General features: G+C 57.4%; 17 protein-coding genes. 8 read left to right on the plus strand and 9 right to left on the minus strand.

Going from position 1 to position 23325, the window contains the following annotated elements; genetic code table 11:
- The first annotated feature begins 101 nt into the window (after positions 1–101).
- Positions 102–2504 carry a maltodextrin phosphorylase gene (gene malP / locus F3J41_RS06435; RefSeq protein ID WP_166710323.1) on the plus strand — a complete coding sequence of 801 codons (2403 nt, stop codon included), beginning with the start codon at positions 102–104 and terminating at the stop codon, positions 2502–2504.
- Between the two features lie 8 nt (positions 2505–2512).
- Entirely contained in the window at positions 2513–4582 is a 2070-nt protein-coding gene (malQ, locus tag F3J41_RS06440) for a 4-alpha-glucanotransferase (protein WP_166710325.1), read from the plus strand.
- 94 nt (positions 4583–4676) lie between these two features.
- Here malQ and malM read toward each other — a convergent pair whose 3' ends face one another.
- The 3 genes from malM to malK form a co-directional block, all read right to left on the minus strand.
- Complete coding sequence (malM, locus tag F3J41_RS06445; protein ID WP_166710327.1) at positions 4677–5588, minus strand: maltose operon protein MalM; 912 nt, start codon at positions 5586–5588, stop codon at positions 4677–4679.
- Positions 5589–5702: 114 nt separating this feature from the next.
- Entirely contained in the window at positions 5703–7004 is a 1302-nt protein-coding gene (locus tag F3J41_RS06450; protein ID WP_127834896.1) for a maltoporin, read from the minus strand.
- A 41-nt stretch (positions 7005–7045) separates the two neighbouring features.
- On the minus strand, positions 7046–8155 hold the full coding sequence (malK, locus tag F3J41_RS06455; protein ID WP_127834897.1) for a maltose/maltodextrin ABC transporter ATP-binding protein MalK: 1110 nt from the start codon (positions 8153–8155) through the stop codon (positions 7046–7048).
- Between the two features lie 361 nt (positions 8156–8516).
- On the opposite strand from malK, the gene malE reads away from it, so the two are divergent.
- The 3 genes from malE to malG are packed head-to-tail and all read left to right on the plus strand — an operon-like array spanning position 8517 to position 12198.
- Positions 8517–9707 (plus strand): maltose/maltodextrin ABC transporter substrate-binding protein MalE, encoded by a 1191-nt coding sequence (gene malE / locus F3J41_RS06460; RefSeq protein WP_165899346.1) that lies wholly within the window; start codon positions 8517–8519, stop codon positions 9705–9707.
- A gap of 58 nt (positions 9708–9765) precedes the next feature.
- Complete coding sequence (malF, locus tag F3J41_RS06465; RefSeq protein WP_166710329.1) at positions 9766–11298, plus strand: maltose ABC transporter permease MalF; 1533 nt, start codon at positions 9766–9768, stop codon at positions 11296–11298.
- A 9-nt stretch (positions 11299–11307) separates the two neighbouring features.
- The gene (malG, locus tag F3J41_RS06470) at positions 11308–12198 is read left to right on the plus strand and encodes a maltose ABC transporter permease MalG (RefSeq protein ID WP_058759158.1); all 891 of its coding nucleotides are present in this window, start codon (positions 11308–11310) and stop codon (positions 12196–12198) included.
- Positions 12199–12331: 133 nt separating this feature from the next.
- Here malG and F3J41_RS06475 read toward each other — a convergent pair whose 3' ends face one another.
- The 4 genes from F3J41_RS06475 to F3J41_RS06490 all read right to left on the minus strand — a co-directional run bounded on the left by F3J41_RS06475 (position 12332) and on the right by F3J41_RS06490 (position 17193).
- The gene (locus F3J41_RS06475) at positions 12332–14389 is read right to left on the minus strand and encodes a pyrroloquinoline quinone-dependent dehydrogenase (RefSeq protein ID WP_211075121.1); all 2058 of its coding nucleotides are present in this window, start codon (positions 14387–14389) and stop codon (positions 12332–12334) included.
- 31 nt (positions 14390–14420) lie between these two features.
- Complete coding sequence (locus F3J41_RS06480) at positions 14421–14804, minus strand: hypothetical protein (RefSeq protein WP_031280087.1); 384 nt, start codon at positions 14802–14804, stop codon at positions 14421–14423.
- 349 nt (positions 14805–15153) lie between these two features.
- Complete coding sequence (locus F3J41_RS06485; RefSeq protein ID WP_021509410.1) at positions 15154–16182, minus strand: methionine synthase; 1029 nt, start codon at positions 16180–16182, stop codon at positions 15154–15156.
- 27 nt (positions 16183–16209) lie between these two features.
- Complete coding sequence (locus tag F3J41_RS06490) at positions 16210–17193, minus strand: DUF1852 domain-containing protein (RefSeq protein WP_058759157.1); 984 nt, start codon at positions 17191–17193, stop codon at positions 16210–16212.
- A gap of 575 nt (positions 17194–17768) precedes the next feature.
- Here F3J41_RS06490 and F3J41_RS06495 point away from each other — a divergent pair.
- Positions 17769–18809, plus strand: a complete 1041-nt coding sequence (locus F3J41_RS06495) for a tyrosine-type recombinase/integrase (RefSeq protein ID WP_166710333.1) — start codon at positions 17769–17771, stop codon at positions 18807–18809.
- A gap of 144 nt (positions 18810–18953) precedes the next feature.
- Complete coding sequence (locus F3J41_RS06500) at positions 18954–20648, plus strand: thiamine pyrophosphate-binding protein (protein WP_166710335.1); 1695 nt, start codon at positions 18954–18956, stop codon at positions 20646–20648.
- Here the strand turns inward: F3J41_RS06500 and F3J41_RS06505 are convergent.
- Together F3J41_RS06505 and F3J41_RS06510 are read right to left on the minus strand one after the other, a co-directional pair.
- Positions 20638–21558 carry a LysR family transcriptional regulator gene (locus F3J41_RS06505; protein ID WP_127834904.1) on the minus strand — a complete coding sequence of 307 codons (921 nt, stop codon included), beginning with the start codon at positions 21556–21558 and terminating at the stop codon, positions 20638–20640. The two genes, F3J41_RS06500 and F3J41_RS06505, sit on opposite strands and share 11 nt — an antisense overlap.
- 123 nt (positions 21559–21681) lie before the next feature.
- Positions 21682–22584, minus strand: a complete 903-nt coding sequence (locus tag F3J41_RS06510) for a LysR family transcriptional regulator (RefSeq protein WP_166710337.1) — start codon at positions 22582–22584, stop codon at positions 21682–21684.
- 137 nt (positions 22585–22721) lie between these two features.
- On the opposite strand from F3J41_RS06510, the gene F3J41_RS06515 reads away from it, so the two are divergent.
- Positions 22722–23315 (plus strand): UbiX family flavin prenyltransferase, encoded by a 594-nt coding sequence (locus F3J41_RS06515; protein ID WP_159377716.1) that lies wholly within the window; start codon positions 22722–22724, stop codon positions 23313–23315.
- Positions 23316–23325 lie beyond the last annotated feature (10 nt).

Below are 23325 nucleotides of genomic sequence, written 5' to 3' on the forward strand. Positions count from 1 at the left end.
CCCTCCCTGTCCTCCCCGTGGAATTTTTTACAGGAGGAGGTAGCCGCCTGGCGGCAGCGTCACACTGCCTGTAACCCTATTTATTCGACTGGAGTTTCCCTATGGCACTGCCCACATTTGACCCTGACCGTTTTTCTGCCGCGCTGGTGCGCCAGAGGCAACGTTTTGGCCTGCCGGATGCGCAGGAAATGAGCCCCGACCAGTGGTGGCACGCGCTGAGCGGCGCGCTGGCCGAACTGCTGGCGGATATACCGGCGCAGCCGGCCGCTGGCGGACAGCGCCACGTTAATTATCTGTCGATGGAGTTTCTGCTGGGCAGGCTGACCGGCAACAATCTGCTGAATCTCGGCTGGTACGACGGCGTCAAAGCGACGCTTGCCGCAGCTGGAGTGACGCTGAGTGACGTGCTGGAGCGTGAAACCGATCCGGCACTGGGCAACGGCGGTCTGGGACGGCTGGCCGCCTGTTTTCTCGATGCGATGGCGACCACCGGCCAGCCTGCGATCGGCTATGGCCTGAACTACCAGTACGGCCTGTTTCGCCAGCATTTTGTCGGGGGCGCGCAGCACGAACAGCCGGATGACTGGCAGCGCGATCGTTATCCCTGGTTTCGCCACAACGCGGCGCTTGACGTGCAGGTCGGACTGGGCGGCAGTGTGACCACCATTGACGGCGTGACGCACTGGCAGCCTGCTTTTGTTGTGCAGGGTGAAGCCTGGGATCTGCCGGTGGTCGGTTTCCGCAACGGCATCACGCAGCCCTTGCGTCTGTGGCAGGCAAAGCATGCCCGTCCGTTTGATCTCCAGCGTTTCAACAACGGCGATTTTCTGCGTGCGGAACAACAAGGCATTGAGGCGGAAAAACTGACCAAAGTGCTTTATCCGAATGACAACCATCAGGCCGGCAAAAAGCTGCGTCTGATGCAGCAGTATTTCCAGTGTGCCTGTACGCTGGCGGATATTCTGCGCCGTCATCAGGCTGCGGGACGATCCATCGAAACGTTAGCGGATTATGAAGTGATCCAGCTGAACGATACGCATCCGACGCTGGCCATCCCGGAGCTGTTGCGGCTGCTGCTGGATGAGCACCAGCTTAGCTGGCAGGACGCATGGCGCATCACCCAGCGCACCTTCGCCTACACCAACCACACGCTGATGCCGGAAGCGCTGGAGTGCTGGAACCTGCGCCTGGTGCGTAGCCTGCTGCCGCGCCATGTGATGATCATCAATACGCTCAATGCGCAGCTGAAACAGCAGGTTGAGGCGCGCTGGCCGGGCAATCAGGCGATCTGGTCAAAACTGGCGCTGGTGCACGATCAGCAATTGCGTATGGCGAACCTGTGCGTGGTCGGCAGCTTTGCGGTCAACGGCGTGGCGGCGCTGCACTCGCGGCTGGTAGTACAGGACCTGTTCCCCGAGTATCACGCGCTGTGGCCGGAGAAGTTCCACAATGTCACCAACGGCATCACGCCGCGTCGCTGGATCAACCAGTGCAATCCGGCGCTGGCGGCGCTGATCAACAAAACGCTGCAGCGTCCGTGGCTTAACGATCTTGATGCACTGCAGGATCTGACGCCGTTCGCCGATGATGCCGCCTTCCGCGCCGAATATCGCGCCATTAAGCAGCACAACAAGCAGGCGCTGACGCAGTGGATCGCCGACCGAACCGGCATTGCGGTTCAACCTGATGCGCTGTTTGACGTCCAGATTAAGCGGCTGCACGAATACAAACGGCAGCACCTGATGCTGCTGCACATGATTGCGCTGTGGCAAACGCTGGTCAGCGATCCGCAGGCCAATCTGGCTCCGCGCGTGATGCTGTTTGGTGCCAAAGCGGCGCCGGGTTATGCGCTGGCAAAAAACATCATCTACGCCATCAATAAAGTGGCGGAAACCATCAACCACGATGCGCGCGTTGGCGATCGGCTGAAAATTGTTTTTATCCCTGATTACAACGTGTCGGTTGCCGAGCACCTGATCCCGGCCGCCGATCTCTCGGAACAGATCTCGACTGCGGGCAAAGAAGCATCCGGTACCGGCAATATGAAGCTGGCGCTGAACGGCGCACTCACCATCGGTACGCTGGATGGGGCCAACGTTGAAATCGCGCAGCAGGTGGGTGAAGAGAATATCTTCATCTTTGGCCATACCGTAGAGCAGGTCAGCGCGCTGAAACAGGCCGGTTACTCGCCATTGAACTGGCGCAGCAAGGATGCGCAGCTGGATCGCGCGCTGACCGCGCTGGAAGATGGCACCTTCAGTAACGGCGACCGCACGGCGTTTAGCGATCTGGTCAACAGCCTGGGCGCGCAAGGCGGCGATCCTTATCTGGTACTGGCTGATTTTCGCCACTATCTCAACGCGCAGCAGCAGGTTGAAGCGCTGTGGGCCGATCCTGAGGCCTGGACGCGCGCCGCAATCCTCAATACCGCGCGTTGCGGCATGTTCAGTGCCGATCGCGCCATTCGTGACTATCAGCAACGTATCTGGCAGGCCAGCCGCTAAGGAACGCCATGAAACCCAAAGATGCTCTTGATCGCCGTGCTGACGCGCTTATTGCTGCGGAATATATTGATGCGCACGGAAAACCGCGGCAGATTTCTGCTCTTACCCATCAGCGTCTTGCTGCGCTGATGCAGGCCCCTGCAAACGGCTCCGCACCGCTGCCGCCGGTGGTGATTTTTTATGTCGGACAGCCACTGAGTCTGGCACCGCTGCTCAACGCCAACGCGGAATGGCAGCTGACGAGCGAAAGCGGCGAAAGCTGGTCCGGGCGCTGCCAGCCGGGTCAGGCATTGGTGTTGCCCGCGTTGCCCGCCGGTTATCACCAGCTGACATTGACCCAAGAGTTACAGTGTCACCGTTGCCCGGTTATTGTGGCACCCCGCCGCTGCTACGAACCTGCGGAACTGCTGGCGGGCGAATCGCTGTGGGGCAGTTGTATTCAGCTGTATACGCTGCGCTCTGCGGCTAACTGGGGCATCGGGGATTTCGGCGATCTGCGGCAGATGATCGCTGAAACCGCGCGGCGCGGCGGCGCGTTTGTCGGGCTCAATCCGCTGCACGCGCTGTTTCCTGCCGCACCGGAGAGCGCCAGCCCTTACAGTCCCTCTTCCCGGCGCTGGCTCAACATCCTCTATATCGACGTAAGCGCCGTGGCAGATTTTGGCCTCAGCGACGCGGCGCAGGCCTGGTGGCAAGCTGAGGAGACGCAGCAGGCGATTCGGGCAGCGCGTGACGCCGCGTGGGTGGATTACACTGCCGTCACCCGGCTTAAGTTGCAGGGACTGCGGCTTGCCTGGCAGCAGTTTCGCCGGCGCACGGCAGATGATGCACAGGCGCAGGCGTTTGCGGAGTTTGTGCGTGCCGGGGGCGACAGCCTGCTGCATCAGGGACTGTTTGATGCGCTGCACGCGGCGCGCGGCGCGCAGGATGGCACGGGCTATGGCTGGCAACACTGGCCGGCCGAATGGCAGCAGGCGAACAGTGCGACAGTGCTGGCGTTTCGCATTGAGCACAGCGACGAGGTGCGTTTCTACATGTGGCTGCAGTGGCTGGCGGCAGAGCAATTCGCCGCCTGCTGGCAGCTGTGTCAGCAGCAGCAGATGGCGATCGGGCTGTATCGCGACCTGGCGGTGGGCGTGGCGGCGGATGGCGCGGAAACCTGGCGCGATCGGCAGCTTTACTGCCTGGACGCCAGCGTTGGCGCGCCGCCGGATATCCTCGGTCCGCTCGGTCAGAACTGGGGATTGCCGCCGATGGACCCGCAGGTGATGGCCGCGCGCGGCTATGAACCATGGATCGCCCTGCTGCGCGCCAGCATGCGCGACTGCGGCGCGCTGCGCATTGACCATGTGATGGCGCTGCTGCGTTTATGGTGGATACCGAAGGACGAAAGCGCGGCGCACGGCGCCTATGTGCACTATCCGGTGGATGATTTGCTGGCGATTCTGGCACTGGAGAGCCAGCGCCATCGTTGCATGGTGATTGGCGAGGATCTGGGCACCGTGCCGGAAGCCATCGTTGATAAACTGCACGACGCCGGTGTGTACTCCTACAAAGTGCTCTACTTTGAGCAGGAATCGCAGCGCCACTTCCGCGCACCCGCGGCGTGGCCGCGTCAGGCGATGGCCGTTACCACCACCCATGATATGCCGACGCTGCGCGGCTGGTGGCAAAGTGACGATTTGCGGCTGAGCAGTGCGCTGGGGCTTTACCCCGATCGGGCGATTCTCGCTGGCCTGTATCGCGATCGGCGCCTGGCTAAACAGGCGTTGCTGCGCACGCTGCTGCGCAGCGGTGATCTGCCGCCGCGCCGCCGCTTCCGGCGGGCCAGCGTACGCATGAGTCATCAGCTTAGTCAGGCGATCCATCGCTATCTGGCCCGCAGCCAGTGTGCGCTGCTCGGTTTGCAGCCGGAAGAGTGGCTGGATATGGCACTGCCGGTCAATGTGCCGGGCACCGTCGATCAGTATCCCAACTGGCGACGTAAGCTAAGCGTAACGCTGGAAGCGATGGCGGAAGATGACAGAATCGATGCGTTGCTGACGGCGGTACAATCACGTCAGCGTCAGCGTAAGTAGCACGAAACCGACCTGCTGCGTGCAGGTCGGAGTGCCATAAAAAAGGTGCGCCGAAGCGCACCAGGTGGGGCAACTCAGCACTGTCGGGGCAGTTTCACCCCTTGCCTTTAACACTGCTGATAAAGGTTTGCCGCGCCGAGGTCGAACCCAGACGCTCCGCTTCATCCAGCAGCTTCAGCGCTTTATCGATATTGCCCTGTTGCACCGCCTGACGAATGCTCTGATTGAAATAGCTTTCCGTCTCATTCACCAGCGGTGCCGGTTCAGGCGCTGGCGCGCGCGCCGTCGTGGCGGCCATGGCCGGCCGGGTGCTGCCAACGGTGACAGCGGCAGGCGCGGCTGAGCCAAACAACGGGCCAACCAGAATCGACGAGCCGGAACTGGTTGCTACTCTCAGTTTGATTTTGCCGTCGCGGCTGTGACGCGCCACCGGATCGGGAATATCCGGTACCGCATGGCCGGTGCCTTTGGCATAAGCTTTGGCTGGATCCAGCAGCGTCGTGGTCTGGGTTAAATCCTGGTCGGTGGTGAACACCAGCAAATAGATTTTCTGCTGGCCCGGCACCGGCGTCAGCTTCATCACCCCTTCCAGCCGGTCGGCGCTCATCACGCCGGGCTGCTGATAGCTAAAGAAGCGGCTCGGAAACCACGCGGCCGGCTGCAGGTTTTCATCCAGTACCAGCACATTAGGGGCAAAGACCTGATTGTGTACCACCTCGCTGCTTAGCGTAACCGTCAGCTCGCCCTGATTGGCAGGCAGGCTGTAAGCCGCGATGGCCCCCGTGACGCCACGTACATCCAGCGGCGTTGCACTTTGTGTCAGCGTGGTGGTTTGTGCACGCGAAGCATCTACCGGCTGCCAGCTGAGCTGCTGCAGCCGCGCTGTGGGAATGGACGGCGCCGCGGAAAGATCCTGCGGTACCAGATTGATGTCGGCCTGGACTGGCATAATGACGCCGGTCAGCAGCGCGCTGCTCAGGCAGAAGGCAATAAGATGTTTTTTCATTGTGATATCCCAACAAGCTGTCAGACAGCGGCGTGGACCAGGCAATGGCCGCCGCTGTCCGAAAACGCCATGCGTCTGACGCACGGCGGATGTTTGCTTAACCTGCGCAGCGCCTTACCACCAGATTTCCATCTGTGCGCCGAAGGTCCACTCATCGTTGTCGCCACGGCTGTTGGTGAACAGACCGTTGCCGCTGCTGTCCGCCGCGGCCAGCGACGTGATATCGCCGGAGGCGTCTTTGCTGTAGCCCCACTTCTCATCCCATTTGGCGTAGGTGGCGAACAGGCGCAGCGCAGGACGTGACCAGATGCTGTCGCCAGCCTGCCACTGCTGCGCCAGGGTAATTTTGTACTGGCCGTTGCGTTCGCTGACCTGCTGTGACTTAACGTTGTCATAGCCTACTTCCAGCAGGGTGCTCATGATCGGCGTCCATTTGTACATAGGACGTACGCCGACGGTGTACCACTCGGTTCCGCGGTTGTTATCCAGATCGACGTTCTGGTACATCGCCACGTACATCAGATCCCAGCGATCGGCCAGCGAGATCGCGCCGTGATCGAGGATGCGGTACATCTTGCCGTTGTTATTGATGTTGCTGCCCTGTGGCAGGCCTTTGCCCTGCGAGGTCAGCGCATCAGTGGCGTACTGCAGCACAAACTTGTTATAGCCTTTCAGCATGCTCTGCGTGTGTTCCGCGGTGAACATCCAGCCATCTTTCGACGCGCCGTCATCTAAGCGATAGCCGTCACGCGCGTTGGCGCGGCCATAGTCGACACCCAGTTCCAGCACGCCATTGGGGTTAGTTTCCAGGCCGGCGAGACGCACATCAAAAACGTCATTGGCGGTACTGGTGGCGTAATCACGAATCTGGTCACTGGAGAAAGTGTAAGAGCCGCCCGCTTCGGAAGAGCGCGTCGCAGCGAACGAGAGCTTACCAAACCCGAGATCGACATCTTCCAGACCGGCACCCGGACCGGAGATATCCCAGTAGTAGAAGTCGATCATGTGAACATCGTGACGCTGATAAAAGCGTTTACCGGCCCAGAGGGTGGAACCCGGCAGCGCATCGATCAGGTTTTTTCCTTTCACGTTGGCTTCACGGAAGGCCGGTGAGGTCGCTTCCCAGTCATTCTGCTGGGAAACGGAATAGGCGACGTTGGTATCGAAATAGAAACTTTTATCGCCCTCTTTCCACACTTCCTGGCCCAGTTTCAGTTCAGCATAGGTTTCACATTCGTTGCCCAGACGGTATTTGCTTTGCGCGCCGGTAGCCTGAAAGCACTGTTGCTCGCCGCCGCTGCCGGTCCAGCCGATACCCGAACGGGCGTAACCCGTAAAATCGACCGCCATGGCTTGAGCGGAGAGCGTACCCGCTGCGATGGCAATCGCGATGGGAAGTTTGCGCAGAGTTAACATTTTCTATCTCCTGAGGTCATTGCTTTTATTGTTTTGCAGGGCTAAACACCGGGTTCCTGATGCAGCCTGCGGCAGGCGCTCCCGTCCTCGCGGAACAGGTGACAACGCTCCGGCGGCAGGCCAATACCCATCAGGGCGCCCTCTTCTACCAGCACCACGTCCTCCTGGCGATACACCAGGTTCTGACGAATGGCGGGGATCTGGATATGGATTTGCGTCTCGTGGCCGAGTTGCTCAACCACCTGCACTTCGCCCTCCAGCGTGACATCGGCGATGTCGCTGGAGAGCAGATGTTCCGGACGAATACCCAGCGACATGTTGCTGCCGATCTGGACGCCGGCGCTCTCCACCGGCAGCCATACAAGCTGATCGTTGGGCAAACGCACCTGCACCTGATCGATGGCGGTGGCGGTCACTTTGACGGGCAGAAAATTCATGCGCGGCGAGCCGATAAAACCGGCAACGAAGCGGTTAGCGGGATAGTGATAGAGTTCGAGCGGCTTGCCGATCTGGGCGATGCGACCGGCGTCCAGCACCACGATCTTGTCGGCCAGCGTCATCGCTTCGATTTGATCGTGCGTCACGTAAATCATGGTGCGCTTCAGCCGCTTATGCAGGCGTGAAATTTCAATGCGCATCTGCACGCGCAGCGCGGCATCGAGGTTGGACAATGGCTCGTCGAGCAGAAACACACGCGGTTCGGCCACCAGCGTACGCCCGATGGCCACGCGCTGCCGCTGTCCGCCCGACAGCGCTTTGGGTCGCCGTTCCAGCAGATGCGCCAGCTGTAACACCTCCGCCACCTGATTGACGCGCTGCTGAATTTCAGCGCGCTTTACGCCCGCCAGCTTCAGGCCAAACGACATGTTTTCGGCCACCGAAAGGTGGGGATAAAGGGCGTAAGACTGAAACACCATGCCGATGCCGCGCTCAGCGGGCGGAACATCGTTCATGCGCTGACCGCCAATCAGCAGATCGCCGCGGGTGATGGTTTCCAGGCCAGCGATCATGCGTAACAGCGTTGATTTGCCGCAGCCGGAGGGACCGACGAACACCACAAATTCCCCTTCGCCGATCTCCAGATTGATGTCTTTTGATACCTCAGTATCGCCCCAGGCCTTGGTGACATGGTGTAACGCAACGCTCGCCATGATGCTTTCCTCTTCGCAGGCTCATGCTTGCCTGCAGCACCGCAGGCAGACTCCGGCGACCACTATGGGCAGGGGCAGACGGCGCAACATCCTCCACCGTGTGGGTTTTTACTGGGGGATGAGGCGGGAGGAGGAGTACACGTACGCCAGCCGCGCCGGCGCGACGTTCACGGCAATTTTGTGAGCTGTCACGCAGAGCTGACGCGTCAATAGTGTGCGCCAGCGCGTATTAAGGCGCTGTTTTGCAAGCGCGATCACGGCTTAGTGCCGTTGGGCGTAGAGCGCAGGAGGATGAGGAAATGGCATAACGCCGCACAATGATGCCACTAATGATTTCCGCTTCCGCTAACAGGATGGAGTTATGACAATGAAAACCGGCGCACGCGTTCTGGCCCTTTCCGCCCTTACGGCCGTACTGTTTTCGGCTTCGGCCGTGGCCAAAATTGAAGAAGGTAAACTGGTCATCTGGATCAACGGTGATAAGGGCTATAACGGCCTCGCCGAGGTAGGCAAAAAATTCGAGCAGGACACCGGTATCAGCGTGACGGTCGAACACCCTGACAAAATGGAAGAGAAATACCCGCAGGTCGCCGCGACCGGGGATGGGCCGGACATTATCTTCTGGGCGCACGATCGCTTTGGCGGCTATGCCCAGTCAGGGCTGCTCGCCGAAGTCACACCGGATCAAAACTTCCAGCAAAAACTGTTTCCGTTTACCTGGGATGCGGTGCGCTTCAACGGCAAACTGATTGGCTATCCGGTGTCGGTGGAGTCGCTGTCGCTGATTTACAACAAAGATCTGCTGCCCACCCCACCGAAAAGCTGGGAAGAGATGGCGGCGCTGGATAAGCAGCTGCGCGCCAAAGGCAAGAGCGCCATCATGTTTAACCTGCAGGAACCCTATTTCACCTGGCCGCTGCTGGCCGCCGGTGGCGCCTATGCTTTCAAAAAGACCGATAGCGGCTATGACGTGAAAGATACCGGCGTCGACAACGCCGGCGCGAAAGCAGGCATGCAGTTCCTCGTCGATCAGGTGAAAGCCAAAATCCTTAATGCCGATACCGACTATTCGATTGCCGAAGCGGCCTTCAATAAAGGACAAACCGCGATGACCATCAACGGTCCGTGGGCGTGGAGCAATATCGACAAAAGCGGCATCAACTACGGCGTTACACTGTTACCGACGCTGAACGGCAAGCCAACCAAAACCTTTGTCGGCGTACTGAGCGCGGGCATCAACGCGGCCAGTCCTAATAAAGAGCTGGCCAAAGAGTTTCTGGAAAATTACCTGCTGACTGACGCCGGTCTCAACGCGGTTAACAAGGACAAGCCGCTGGGCGCGGTCACCCTGAAGTCATTCCAGCAAACGCTGGAGAAAGACGCGCGCATCGCCGCCACCATGAACAATGCGCGCAATGGCGACATCATGCCTAACATCCCGCAGATGGCGGCCTTCTGGTATGCGATGCGCACCGCGACGCTGAATGCGCTGAGTGGTCGTCAAAACGTCGATGCGGCGCTGAAGGATGCGCAGGCGCGTCTCAATAAGTAATGCTGTTACGGAGCCGACGGCTGTCGGCTCGCCACTGGCTGTTAAGGAACATCGTATCATGTCAGGAATACCGCAAAAGAGACGGCACAGCCTGGTGCTGCGCAGCCTGCTGGTCGGGATCGGCTGTCTGCTGGTCGGCTACCTTCTGGTGCTGATGTATGCTCAGGGTGAATACCTGTTTGCGCTGGTCACGCTGGTAGTCAGCGCCGCAGGCCTGTGGATTTACACCAACCGGCGCGCCTATGCCTGGCGCTACGTTTATCCGGGACTGGCTGGCATGGCGCTGTTCGTGCTGTTTCCACTGGCCTGTACCGTCGCCATTGCCTTCACCAACTACAGCAGCACCAATCAGCTCAGTGAGGCGCGCGCGCAGCAGGTGCTGCTGAGTCGCCAGTATCAGGCCGGGGACGCGATGAACTTCGCGCTCTATCCACAGGGCGATCGCTGGCAGCTGGCGCTCAGCGCGGGCGAAAACAGCTTCCTGTCTGCGCCGTTTACGCTGGTTGGTGAACAGCAGCTCAGCCTCACGCCAGCCGCGCTGCCCGCCACCGCGCGCGCCAGCTTAAAAATCATCACCCAAAACCGTCAGGCGCTGAGTCAGTTAACTGCCCGACTGCCGGACGGTCGCGAGCTGGTGATGAGTTCGCTGCGCCAGTTTTCCGGCACGCGGCCGCTGTATGTGCTGGACGCACCGGGACAGCTGAGAAATCAGCAAAACGGTGCTCGCTATCAGGCCAACCGGGACACGGGGTTCTATCAGCAGATCAATGCAGATGGCAGCTGGGCCAGCGAACAGCTCAGCCCCGGCTTTACCGTTGGCGCGGGCTGGAAAAACTTTGCCCGCGTGTTCACCGATCAGGGCATCCAGAAACCGTTCCTGGCGATATTTGGCTGGACGATGCTGTTTTCGCTGTTGACCGTGCTGCTGACGGTCGCGGTGGGCATGGTGCTGGCGTGTCTGGTGCAGTGGGAAGCGCTGCGGGGCAAGGCCATCTATCGCGTGATGCTGATTCTTCCCTACGCGGTACCGGCATTCATTTCGATACTGATTTTCAAGGGGCTGTTTAACCAGAGTTTTGGCGAAATCAACGTCATGCTCAATGCGCTGTTTGGCTTCAAGCCAGCGTGGTTCAGCGATCCGACGCTGGCGCGCGCCATGCTGGTGATCGTCAATACCTGGCTGGGTTATCCCTACATGATGATCCTGTGCATGGGCTTGCTCAAGGCGATCCCGGACGATCTTTATGAAGCGTCCGCGATGGATGGCGCCGGGCCGCTGCAGAATTTCTTTTTGATTACGCTGCCGCTGCTGCTGAAACCGCTATTGCCGCTGATGATCGCCAGCTTTGCTTTTAACTTCAATAACTTCGTGCTGGTGCAGCTGCTGACTAATGGTGGCCCCGATCGACTCGGCACCACTACGCCGGCGGGCTACACCGATCTGCTGGTCAACTACACCTGGCGCATCGCTTTTGAGGGCGGCGGCGGTCAGGACTTCGGCCTGGCGGCAGCCATCGCCACGCTGATCTTCCTGCTGGTCGGTGCGCTGGCGGTAATTAACCTGAAAGCGCTACGCATGAAGTTTGATTAAGGAGACGTTATGGCCATGGTACAACCGAAATCGCAGAAGCTGCGTCTGCTGCTGACGCACCTGCTGCTGCTGCTGTTTATCGCGGCAATTCTGTTCCCGCTGCTGATGGTGATTGCCATCTCGCTACGCAGCGGCAATTTCGCCACCGGCAGTCTGATCCCGGAACAGATTTCATGGGAACACTGGCGGCTGGCGCTCGGGTTCAGCGTCACCCATGCCGATGGTCGCGTGACGCCGCCGCCCTTCCCGGTGCTGCTGTGGCTGTGGAATTCAGTGAAGATCGCTGCCATCAGCGCGCTGGGGATTGTGGCGCTCTCGACCACCTGCGCCTACGCGTTTGCCCGCATGCGCTTCGCCGGTCGCGCCAGTTTGCTAAAGGGCATGCTGATTTTTCAGATGTTCCCGGCGGTGCTGTCGCTGGTGGCGCTTTATGCGCTGTTTGACCGGCTGGGGCAATATCTGCCGTTTCTCGGCCTCAATACCCACGGCGGCGTAATTTTCGCCTATCTGGGCGGTATCGCACTGCACGTCTGGACCATTAAGGGCTATTTCGAAACCATCGATGGTTCGCTGGAGGAAGCGGCGGCGCTGGATGGTGCCACGCCTTGGCAGGCGTTTCGTCTGGTATTGCTGCCGCTTTCGGTGCCAATCCTCGCGGTGGTGTTTATCCTGGCGTTTATCGCTGCGGTCACCGAAGTACCGGTCGCCTCGCTGCTGCTGCGCGACGTCAACAGCTATACCCTCGCGGTCGGGATGCAACAGTATCTTAATCCGCAGAACTATCTGTGGGGCGATTTCGCGGCGGCGGCGGTGCTGTCCGCCATTCCCATCACGCTGGTGTTTTTACTGGCACAGCGCTGGCTGGTGAGCGGGCTGACGGCGGGCGGTGTAAAAGGTTAAAGATTCATCAGTACCACTGCTTCCTCAACGGCAACCACCTGTTGAGGTTTTGGCGGCCAATGGCCGCCGTTTTTATTGCAGGCATAAAAAAGTGGGGCACCGTGGCCCCACTTTGTTGGTTTACTGCGCTGGGTTATTCCGGCAGTGCGTAAACCACCACCTGATCGCCCACCTGATCCTTCAGGATGGTGTTACCACCGGCGACAAAGGCAACATACTGCCGGCCTTTGTATTCATACACCGAGGGGTTGGCAACTGCGGGCGCTTCAACCTGATCGGACCACAGCTCTTCGCCGCTATCCAGTGAATAGGCGCGTACTTTGGCATCCATTGAGGCACCGATAAAGATCACGCCGCCGGCGGTGACTGCCGGACCGCCAATGGTTGGCGAGCCCCAGCTTTCCGGCATGAAGAAGCCGTACTGCTGCGACGCGCCGACCGGTCGACGCCATTTCACATCACCGGTGTGCATATCGAGCGCAACAATCTCGCCAAACGGCGGCTGCCAGCACGGCATGCCTAGCCAGTTATTCGCCACCATCAGGCGCAGGCCGTAAGGCGCGCCTTCCTGCGGGGCGAAACCACTCTCGTTACCCGAGCCGTTATCGGCCTTGTCGTAATCGGCGCGGCTGTAAAGCTTCACGTATTGCACGATGTGCGAAGTATTCACGATGGCGATCTGTTTTTGCGGATCGAACGCCACGCCGCCCCATTGCACGCCGCCCGCGCTGTCCGGATAGGTCAGTGCGCCTTCGCCTTGGGTGGTTGGTGGTGTGTACATGCCGTCATAGCTCAGATTGTCCCACAGGCGTGAGCACTGACCGGCGCCAACAATATCGGCCAGCTTCCAGATCGCCGGTTTTTTGGATTGATCCAGCAGCGGTGCCGGTTTGGTCGGGAATGGCTGGGTTGGCGACAGTTTCTCGCCCTGCACTGAACCATCGCCCTGCGGCACCGGACGCTCCTCAATCGGCCAGACATCTTCACCGGTCAGGCGATTGACCACAAACAGGAAACCCTGCTTGGTGGCCTGAATCAGCGCCGGAATCTGCTTCCCGTTCACGGTAATGTCCATCAGCGTGGGTGCTGAGTTGATGTCGTAATCCCACACATCATGATGCACCCACTGTCGCGACCACACCACTTTGCCGGTATTTACATCCAGCGCAGTCGTGGAGGTGCCGAACGGAATTGGATCGACGCGGTTGCCGCCCCAGTAGTTTGGCGAAGGTGATGACACCGGCAGATAAACCAGGCCATGCGCTTCGTCGGCCGACATGTGGGTCCAGACGTTAGCCGTACCGGTGCGCTGGCGAATGCTGGCCGGGATGGCGTCAAAAGTCCATTCACGTGCCCCGGTCTGCGCGTTGATTGAAAACACCGTGCCCGGGGGCGCTTCAGCGTAAGCCCAGTCTTTGCCCGCCCAGCCAACGATCAGGTGATTGCCCACCACCGTCGGCGGCTGGAGCAGGGACAGCGGGAATTTAGCGTTAACCGTATTCCACTGGTTGACGTTGAGCACGCCCTTATCTGCAAAGTCTTCGCACGGCTTGCCGGAATCGGCATCCAGTGCGTACAGCTTGCCGTCAACGGTGCCCATATAAACGATTTTCTGGCAGGCCTGACCCACCTGCGGATTTTTCGCCTGCCAGTAAGAGACGCCACGATTTTTCAGTACCGGCTGGGTCAGCGCCTGACGTGGCGATTTAGTATCGTAATGCCACTTCTCCTTGCCGGTGCCCGGATTCAGCGCAATCAGCCGATCAAATGGCGTGCCGATGTACAGCGTATCGTTGGCAAAAATTGGCGTGGCGGACCAGACGGTCGCCGGCGTGTCGCCCTTGCCATCCGAAACGTCACCGGTGTGAAACTCCCAGATTTTTTTCAGCTTGCTGACGTTGTCGGCGGTGATTTGTTTCAGCGGGCTGTATTTCTGCGCGTTGAGCTGGCCGTGAAAACTGTCCCACGTCGCCGTGGAGGGCACCAGCGGCGTGGCCGGCTGGCTGGCAGAGGCCACTTTCTCGCCGTCGCGCTTGCCGCTGGAGACATCATCGGTGGCGTGCGTGGTGCCGGGTGCCTGCTGTTCGGCCGCATCCACGTTGAGTTTCTCCTGCGTACCCATCGACGCCTCAGCGGCTTTATCTTCGGCGCGTAGCGTGGCAGGTGCCATCAGCAGCGCCAGGGCAGTCATGCCGACTTTGAGCAGCGGAACGTATTTTTCATTATGCACGGTTAGCTCCTTGTGCGGTGGCGTGGCGAACGCGATGCGCCGGGTTGCGCGCCAGCATAATCAGACCCATCAGCCCGATGACCATTGCCAGTGTAATGATCCCCTGATGCAGCAGCGCGGCAGCAAAACCGATCGCGCATAACAGCAGCAGCGTAATGACGATCAGGAAAATACGACCGGCACGGCCGGTGGCCGCGCGCAGCAGGAAGGTCAGCACCGCCAGCACGACGCTGGCAATAGCGACGCCCAGCGCGCCAATGGTGCCGGTGACACCGGTGAGTGGCGTGAGCCAGGCATACAGCGCGACGGCAAAGCCGATGAGTGCCGCCAGCAGCAGCAGTAAACTGCCCAAACGGGAGGATTGAGATTGCAACATACCAGGAAGTCCCTTAAGGATGAAAGCACGGAAAACAGCGTGTACTGATGAGTCAATGCGGCTGTTGTTCGCGCGGGCTAATCAAATTAACGCCAGCGCAGCGTGAAAAGCAGCGGCATATATCACTTCGCGTTGCTGAGTATAGACGATGATATTCAGGCTGCCCGCCGGATTAGATGCAGAGAGGGAGTCAGATAAAAATGGGGAATTTATGACCGTCGCCGCTGGGTGTTTTACAGGATTATTTAGCGAGGCCAGCGAGTCAGGCAGGGAAGTTAATTACAAACGCTCAGTCCGCAGGGTATTTAAACCCTGCGGACTGAGTCAGAGACAAATAAGGCGTTACGCGTTAGCCCTGCAGTTCTTTCCGCACAATCTCCGCGCCGGCACTTAATGCCTGCAGCTTGCCGTAAGCCACATGACGCGACAGCGGCGTCATGCCACAGTTGGTGCTTGGATAAAGTTTATCGGCATCTACAAACTGCAGCGCTTTACGCAGCGTGGCAGCCACTTCTTCCGGTGTTTCGATGGTGTTGGTGGCGACATCAATCGCGCCAACCATGACTTTTTTACCACGAATCAGTTCAATCAAATCCATCGGCACGCGTGAGTTCTGACACTCCAGCGAAACGATATCAATACCGGAACTCTGCAGTTTAGGGAAGATCTCCTCATACTGGCGCCACTCGGTACCCAGCGTTTTCTTCCAGTCGGTGTTGGCTTTGATGCCGTAGCCGTAGCAAATGTGCACTGCGGTTTCACATTTAAGGCCTTCAATGGCTCTTTCCAGAGCGGCAATGCCCCAGTCATTCACCTCGTCGAAAAAGACGTTAAACGCGGGCTCGTCGAACTGAATAATATCAACGCCAGCGGCTTCTAATTCGCGCGCTTCCTGGTTGAGAATTTTAGCGAATTCCCAGGCCAGCTTCTCACGGCTTTTATAGTGATCGTCATACAGCGTGTCGATCATGGTCATCGGGCCCGGCAGCGCCCATTTGATTGGACGCTGCGTCAGCTGACGCAGGTATTTGGCATCATCGACAAAGACCGGTTTCTGCCGGCTCACTTCGCCCACCACGCCGGGTACGCTGGCATCATAACGATTACGGATGCGCACCGTTTTGCGATTTTCAAAGTCAACGCCGTTAAGGTGTTCGATAAAGGTGGTGACGAAGTGCTGGCGCGTTTGCTCGCCGTCGCTGACGATATCAATACCGGCCTGCTGCTGGTCGTCCAGACATAAACGCAGCGCATCCTGTTTGCCCTGAATCAGCTCATCGCCCTGCAATTTCCACGGCGACCATAATGTTTCCGGCTGCGCCAGCCAGGAGGGTTTCGGTAAGCTGCCAGCCGTTGACGTCGGTAATAATGTTTTCATTAATCAATAACCTTATTTATTCGTTAATCAAAGAGCGAAATGATCAGACCACTGTTTCAGAATGCTGTGGTAAGGCTTAATAAACTGCTCTTCGGTAAATTTACCCTGCTCAATCGCCAGGCGGGTACGCTCTTCGCGATCGTAAACAATTTTGGTCAGCGAGTGATCCTGATGATACAGGTCTGGCTGATATTCAATGCCCGCCGGTGAGTTCGCATTGTAAATCTCCGGGCGGTAAATCTTCTGGAAGGTTTCCATGGTACTGATGGTGCTGATCAGCTCCAGGTTACTGTAATCACTGAGCAAATCACCGGCGAAGTAGAAGGCGAACGGCGCCACGCTGCTGGCCGGCATGAAATAGCGCGCTCTGAGTCCCATTTTGGCAAAATAGAGATCGGTCAATGAAGATTCATTTTGCTGATACTCAATGCCCAGCACCGGATGCTGATTACCGGTACGACGGTAAATATTTTTGCTGGAGACGCTGAGGCAAATGACCGGCGCTTTGCGGAAGTTGGCTTTATACGTCTCTGAGTTGACAAAATGGCGGAAAATATTGCCGTGCAGCACGCCGAAGTCATCCGGAATACTGAAACCAGAACGGCCTTTATTATGCTCGGACAGCAGAACGCTGAAATCATAATCACGCACGTATGAAGAGAAGTTGTTGCCGGTGATCCCTTCAATGCGCTCACTGGTTTTTTTATCAACAATATTCGTCTTCAGGATCTCAATCGCCGGAAAGCTTTTACCCTCGCCGCCAGCACCCAGATTCATCTCTACAGAAATGATATCCAGTTCAACCGCATAGCGATCGCCTTTTGGGTTGTCCCAGTTCGCCAGCGAATTGAAACGGTTGTTCATCATGATCAGCGCGTTGCGCAGATTCTCTTCACGATTGCTGCCGCGCGCCAGGTTGGCAAAATTGGTGGTAATGCGCGTATCTTTGGAGGGATTGTAATTCTCATCGAAGCGCGTGCTTTTTATACTAAAGGTAAAATCATTTTTCATCGCGAGCGGGCATCCTGATTTCTGCTTGCAACCTGACGCTGTTCTCTCCTTTACCGGAGTTCTCAAAACGTTTACAGGTTTGCAAATTCAGCAGTGGTCATATTGTCGAAAATATTTAACATGACCTTAGTTATGCCAGAGTCCCTGCGTGAGGAAAAGTGATTAAATTTCAAAGCAAGATGAGCTAACTTCATGTTGCCTGCACCAGGCTCGCGCTGAAGTAAAGCAGGCCGCGCTTGCGCAAAAAACCTGCAAAATCAGGCGCTAATCTGCGCTATCACACTGCCCATCCTTAGCCTGACAGCTGACGGCGCGATTGTCAGGTGAAAAAACTTCACCATCACCGTTTTCCATCCCCTTTACCGCTGTCCATCCAGATTTTCAGCGGTTAGAATAGCTGACTTCATATAATTGGCATTATATGAAGTCAGGATCCGCAGGATCATCACCTTTGGTTAACATGATGCAGTGTGTCAGCGCCACGCCGTGCATAAAAAACCGGCACTGCTACGTTAAATTTGGCGGGTGATGCCCCTGCAACATGCACAGAATTCACGTAGCGACGTCATAAATTAATGAGTAAAACGGACACCCTGCCCGGGATTACCGCCAGCCCGGCCCTGATGCACAGTGCTGATGAGGATATTGCTGAACGCCTGAGAGAATTTGTCAGTGATAAAGAAGCGTTTTCTGATAACACGTGGCGACAGTTGCTGAGCGTTATGCGCATCGGCAGCCGCTGGGCGACTGAACATGGCCGGCAATTTTTGCCGATGGATCCTGCCGATCTGCGTGATTATCTGCTATGGCTTCAGGCATCGGGACGCGCCTCTTCGACCATCGCAACTCATGCTGCACTGATTTCCATGTTACACCGTAACGCCGGTCTGGTGCCGCCCAATGTTTCGCCGCTGGTATTCCGCGCGGTGAAAAAAATCAATCGCAGCGCGGTGATAGCCGGTGAACGTGCCGGTCAGGCCATCCCCTTTCGCATTCGGGATTTACTCACGCTGGATCAGCGCTGGGCGGGTTCCGATCGCCTGCAACAGCAGCGCGATCTGGCATTTTTGCATGTAGCTTACGCCACGCTGTTACGCATCAGTGAACTGAGCCGCCTGCGGGTGCGTGACATTTCGCGTTCGGCCGATGGCCGTATCATTCTTGATGTCGCCTGGACCAAAACCATTGTGATGACCGGGGGACTGATTAAGGCACTCGGCGATCTCTCATCACAACGGCTGACCGAATGGCTGGTGGTATCCGGGCTGATCGCAGAACCCGACGCGTTCATTTTTGGCCCGGTGCACCGCGCCAACCAGGCGCAGATTGTCTGCGATAAACCGCTCTCGACTCGCGCGCTGGAGGATATTTTCGTCCGCGCCTGGCGTGAAGCGGGACCGGGCACCGGCGTGCAACCCAATAAGAATCGCTATCGCGGCTGGTCGGGACATAGCACCCGGGTCGGTGCCGCCATCGACATGGCCAGCAATAAGTACAGCACCGCGCAGATCATGCAGGAAGGCACCTGGAAGAAGCCGGAAACGGTGATGCGCTATATTCGCCACGTTGATGCCCATGCCGGGGCGATGGTGGATCTGATGAATGGGCACCTTTAATCACGCGGCTTTGCTTCATAGCCATACCTTTTAGGGTATCAAACAGGCCAATCTTAGTATTGGAATCAACGCTCACCCTGCTTCTAAGATAAATTCAGCCCGGAAACTGGCGGATTATTAACCGATAGTCAGAGGTGAACAACGATGAATAAACCCATTGCAAAATTAAACGACACCCCGGTACGCCGCGGTGGTGATGTCCTGCTGGAAGTGTTAGAGAGCGAAGGCGTTGAGTATGTGTTCGGTAACCCAGGTACGACTGAATTACCGTTCATGGACGCCCTGCTCCGAAATACCAACATCAACTATGTGCTTGCCTTGCAGGAAGCCAGTGCGGTTGCGATGGCCGATGGTTACGCGCAGGCTGCCGGTAAGCCCGGTTTTCTCAATCTGCACACGGCCGGTGGTCTGGGGCACGGCATGGGCAATCTGCACAATGCGGTTTGCTCGCAAACGCCATTAGTGGTGACGGCTGGCCAGCAGGATTTACGCCACAGCATCACCGATCCTCTGCTGCTGGGGGATTTAGTGGGTATGGGTAAGATTTTTTCCAAATGGTCGAAGGAAGTCACCAGCGTTGACCAGCTGCCAATCCTGGTGCGCCGTGCTTTTCATGATGCGGACGCCGCACCCAAAGGCCCGGTTTTCCTCTCTTTACCGATGGATGTGATGGAAGCCATGAGCTCCGTTGACATCGGCGCGCCGTCTAACGTTGATCGTAAAGCGGTCGCAGGTTCACTGCCGCTGTTAGCCAAAAAGTTAGCCGCCTTCACCCCCGGCAAGGTCGCGATTATTGCCGGCGATGAGATTCATCAAAGCGGCGCGGCTGCGGAAGTTGTCGCACTGGCTGAGTTGCTGGCCGCTGACGTTTATGGCTCAACCTGGCCGAATCGGATTCCGTATCCCACCGCGCATCCTCTGTGGCGAGGCAATCTCTCTACTCAGGCGATAGACATTGCCAAAGCGCTTGATCAATACGATGCAATCTTTGCGCTCGGCGGTAAATCGCTCATCACCATCCTCTACACCGAGGGGCGTGCCGTGCCGGAGCATTGTAAAGTGTTCCAGCTCTCAGCTGATGCCGGCGATTTGGGACGAACTTATCGTAGCGAGCTTTCTACTCTCGGCGATATTAAATTATCGCTGGCGGTGCTCCTACCTGAGCTGAAAGAGGCTACCGCGCATAATCGCCCGGATTATCAGCGTCGTTTCGCGGCTGCGGCAGCACAGTTCGAACAAACTAAAGAGAACTTATTACAGTCGGTACAAGAGCAGCAGTCGGCCACGAAGATCACGCCATTGATCGCCGCATTTGAGGCCGCGCGCGCTATTGGTCCGGATATAACAATTGTTGACGAGGCCATTGCGACCTCACAATCGCTGCGTAGATCGCTGTCGAGTAACAGAGCAGATCAATATGCTTTTATGCGCGGTGGCGGTTTGGGCTGGGGCATGCCCGCTGCAGTGGGATATTCCCTCGGACTGGGCAAAGCCCCTGTTGTCTGTTTTGTTGGGGATGGTGCGGCAATGTATTCGCCTCAGTCGCTGTGGACCGCCGCTCATGAGCAATTGCCGGTAACCTTTATTGTGATGAACAATACTGAATATAATGTTCTTAAGAACTTTATGCGGTCTAAAGACGATTATACCTCGGCGCAAACCAATCGCTTTATCGCCATGGATTTGGTAGATCCTGTGATTGATTATCAGGCACTTGGCACCGCGCTGGGGCTGAAAACGCGTAAGATTGAGGTGGCTTCACAGATCGCTGCGGCTGTCGAGGAGGCTATCGCCAGCGGTAAACCCAGCCTGATCGAAATCGTGATTGCTAAGAACTGATGCGGGTATCCGATGCCGTGCTTAACTCCTCTGCGAGGGCACGGCATTGGTTAACAAAGTGTTCCAGCGCTGGATTTTTATTATTAGAAGACCACATCAGGATATTTTCGATGGTATTTGCGTCCGCAATCTTCCGATAATTAATGCCTCTTATCTGCGCCGTCGCCATACTTGCCGGAATGATGGCCACCCCTAATCCATGAGCGACGAAATTAACGATGGTTTGCTGGACCGAAACCTCAACGCCAATATGTGGACTAAAGCCAGCTTTCAGACATTGATTAAAAATTCTGTCATAAAGCAGCGGCGACATAGGGCGAGGCACAATGATAAACGGGTCATTGGCCAGCGTTTCCAGGGTGAAATTTTCGACATTTGCCTGGGGATGGTCCGCAGGAAGCGCAACAATTAACGGTTCACACAATAACACCAGCGAGTTAATCGCGGAGCTGGTAACTTCCGAAAAGCTGATCGCAACGTCCAGCCGCCCATCCTCTAGCGCAGCGTTTAACCCGGTCGGGATCATTTCCTGGAATTGCAGATCAATACTGGGATAATTCATTCTGTGTTTCATGACCAGCTGTGGCACCACACTGTACGATGCGTACATGGTTGCGCCCAGCTTAATCAATCCCATTTGCCCTTCTGAAACAGCCTGCACATTACTACACGCCTGCTGCATCATTCTTAATACGGCGTAAGCATCTTTCAGGAATTGCTCGCCGGCAAAGGTAAGTTTCATGCCTTTGGCATTACGGGTAAACAGTTTCGCACCCACATCACGTTCGAGCTGGGCTATTTGTCTGCTTAGCGGTGGCTGCGAAATATTCAGTTTTTCTGCTGCCCGGCCTATATTCCCCACTTCTGCCACGGTACAAAAACTCATTAGCTGATTCAGTGTTGGCTTCATGACTACGCTTCTCACGCATAATCTGACAATAGATACGTCAGTGAATCACAATTTAGCCGATATGGCATAGCAATTCGCCATATTGATCCCTATAACGCCGCTGAGGCTGGAATGCCCGTCTGATTACGCAGCGGGTTCCTCACCATAGTGTGACTGCGCGTACCCGGTAAAGCGCCGGATCTCCGGGTTAGCCGCGCCGGTTTTCCAGCACAGGTAGAGTGCCGTCGTGACATCCTGCTGCGCCAGCGGCAGCAGTGCCACATCCTGCCGCAAAAATCTCTCCGGGGCGTGGGGGATGAAGGTCACGCCCAGTCCCAGCGCAGCGAGGTCAACGGCGGTGGCCACATCGCGTGCGCGGAGCACGCTGGCGGGAATCTGCCTGGCGGCGGCATAGAGATTAAGTACCGCGCCACCCAGTCCGATGCCTTCCGGATCTTCCTGCAAGATCAGCGGCTCCGCCGCTAAATCAGCCAGCGAGACGCAGGCCTGCTGCGCCAGCGGATGGTCGTCGGCCAGCACCGCACACAGCGAGGTTTGATGCAGAATTTGCCGGCTAATCTGGCGACGTTCCGGCAGCGGCCCGCGCAGGATGCCGATATCCAAATCGCCGCTCTCCAGCAGGCTTAGCTGTTGGTTGACGCTGTACTCCACGGGTTGCAGCGCGATCTGGGGAAAATCACGTCTGAAGGCACGGATAATTTTGACCAGCGCCGGCTCCAGCATGGACGTGCCCACATAGCCAATGCGTAACATGCCGCGTCGTCCGGCGGCCACCTGCTTAATCGTGTCCTGCAGATGCTCCACACGCTGCACCGTTTGCTGGACTTCCCCGAGCAGCAATGCGCCTTCGCGCGTCAGACTCACCTTACGCTTGTCGCGCGCAAATAACTTCACGCCCCACTGCTGCTCCAGTGCCTGAATATGCTGAGACAACGCCGGTTGCGTCAGGTTAACCGCCGCCGCCGCTCGCGCGAAATGCAGCGTATCGGCGAGTGCCAGAAAAGAACGCAGCTTACGGTAATCCATGCCACACCTGATAAGGATTCGTTATTAATGAAAGCATAATACCAATTAGACCCTGATTAGCGAGCGCATTATCTTTGCCTGCAGGACGGCGACGGCAGGAACGCGCCGGAAATATTTTGCCTTTCACAGGAGGCCTTATGCGCATCATTGTCGGCGTAACCGGCGCTACCGGTGCCCCACTCGCGCTGCGATTACTGCGGCAGCTGGCGGACATTCCGCACATCGAAACGCATCTCATTTTGTCACGCTGGGGAAAAGTGACGCTGGAACATGAAACCAACTGTTCTCTCAACGACATCAAACAGCTGGCCGATGTGTTTCATCCCGCCGGTGACCAGGCCGCGACTATCTCTTCGGGCTCATTTGTCACCGACGGGATGGTGATTATTCCCTGCAGCATGAAAACGCTGGCCGGTATCCGCAGCGGGTATGCGGAAGGGCTGATTGGCCGCGCGGCGGATGTCGTCCTGAAAGAGCAGCGCAAACTGATTCTGGTACCGCGCGAAACCCCGCTCAACACCATTCATCTGGAAAACATGCTGGCGCTGTCACGCATGGGCGTCAGCCTGATTCCGCCTATGCCGGCCTGGTACAACCATCCGGCCACGATTGCCGATGTGGAAAATCATATCGTGGGTCGCGTGCTGGATCAGCTTGGTATCGACACTGCTGGCGCCACGCGCTGGCAGGGTTTACATCCCGCCAGTGATGACCTGACACTCCCAAACTAAGGAACAGCCT

Source organism: Pantoea sp. Ap-870 (assembly GCF_011752515.1).
Taxonomy (GTDB): Bacteria; Pseudomonadota; Gammaproteobacteria; order Enterobacterales; family Enterobacteriaceae; genus Pantoea; species Pantoea dispersa.

Coding starts and splice junctions, on each gene's coding strand:
- malP (WP_166710323.1), top strand. CDS start 102: ATGGCACTGCCCACATTTGACCCTGACCGTTTTTCTGCCGCGCTGGTG.
- malQ (WP_166710325.1), top strand. CDS start 2,513: ATGAAACCCAAAGATGCTCTTGATCGCCGTGCTGACGCGCTTATTGCT.
- malM (WP_166710327.1), bottom strand. CDS start 5,588: ATGAAAAAACATCTTATTGCCTTCTGCCTGAGCAGCGCGCTGCTGACC.
- F3J41_RS06450 (WP_127834896.1), bottom strand. CDS start 7,004: ATGTTAACTCTGCGCAAACTTCCCATCGCGATTGCCATCGCAGCGGGT.
- malK (WP_127834897.1), bottom strand. CDS start 8,155: ATGGCGAGCGTTGCGTTACACCATGTCACCAAGGCCTGGGGCGATACT.
- malE (WP_165899346.1), top strand. CDS start 8,517: ATGACAATGAAAACCGGCGCACGCGTTCTGGCCCTTTCCGCCCTTACG.
- malF (WP_166710329.1), top strand. CDS start 9,766: ATGTCAGGAATACCGCAAAAGAGACGGCACAGCCTGGTGCTGCGCAGC.
- malG (WP_058759158.1), top strand. CDS start 11,308: ATGGCCATGGTACAACCGAAATCGCAGAAGCTGCGTCTGCTGCTGACG.
- F3J41_RS06475 (WP_211075121.1), bottom strand. CDS start 14,389: ATGACTGCCCTGGCGCTGCTGATGGCACCTGCCACGCTACGCGCCGAA.
- F3J41_RS06480 (WP_031280087.1), bottom strand. CDS start 14,804: ATGTTGCAATCTCAATCCTCCCGTTTGGGCAGTTTACTGCTGCTGCTG.
- F3J41_RS06485 (WP_021509410.1), bottom strand. CDS start 16,182: ATGAAAACATTATTACCGACGTCAACGGCTGGCAGCTTACCGAAACCC.
- F3J41_RS06490 (WP_058759157.1), bottom strand. CDS start 17,193: ATGAAAAATGATTTTACCTTTAGTATAAAAAGCACGCGCTTCGATGAG.
- F3J41_RS06495 (WP_166710333.1), top strand. CDS start 17,769: ATGAGTAAAACGGACACCCTGCCCGGGATTACCGCCAGCCCGGCCCTG.
- F3J41_RS06500 (WP_166710335.1), top strand. CDS start 18,954: ATGAATAAACCCATTGCAAAATTAAACGACACCCCGGTACGCCGCGGT.
- F3J41_RS06505 (WP_127834904.1), bottom strand. CDS start 21,558: ATGAAGCCAACACTGAATCAGCTAATGAGTTTTTGTACCGTGGCAGAA.
- F3J41_RS06510 (WP_166710337.1), bottom strand. CDS start 22,584: ATGGATTACCGTAAGCTGCGTTCTTTTCTGGCACTCGCCGATACGCTG.
- F3J41_RS06515 (WP_159377716.1), top strand. CDS start 22,722: ATGCGCATCATTGTCGGCGTAACCGGCGCTACCGGTGCCCCACTCGCG.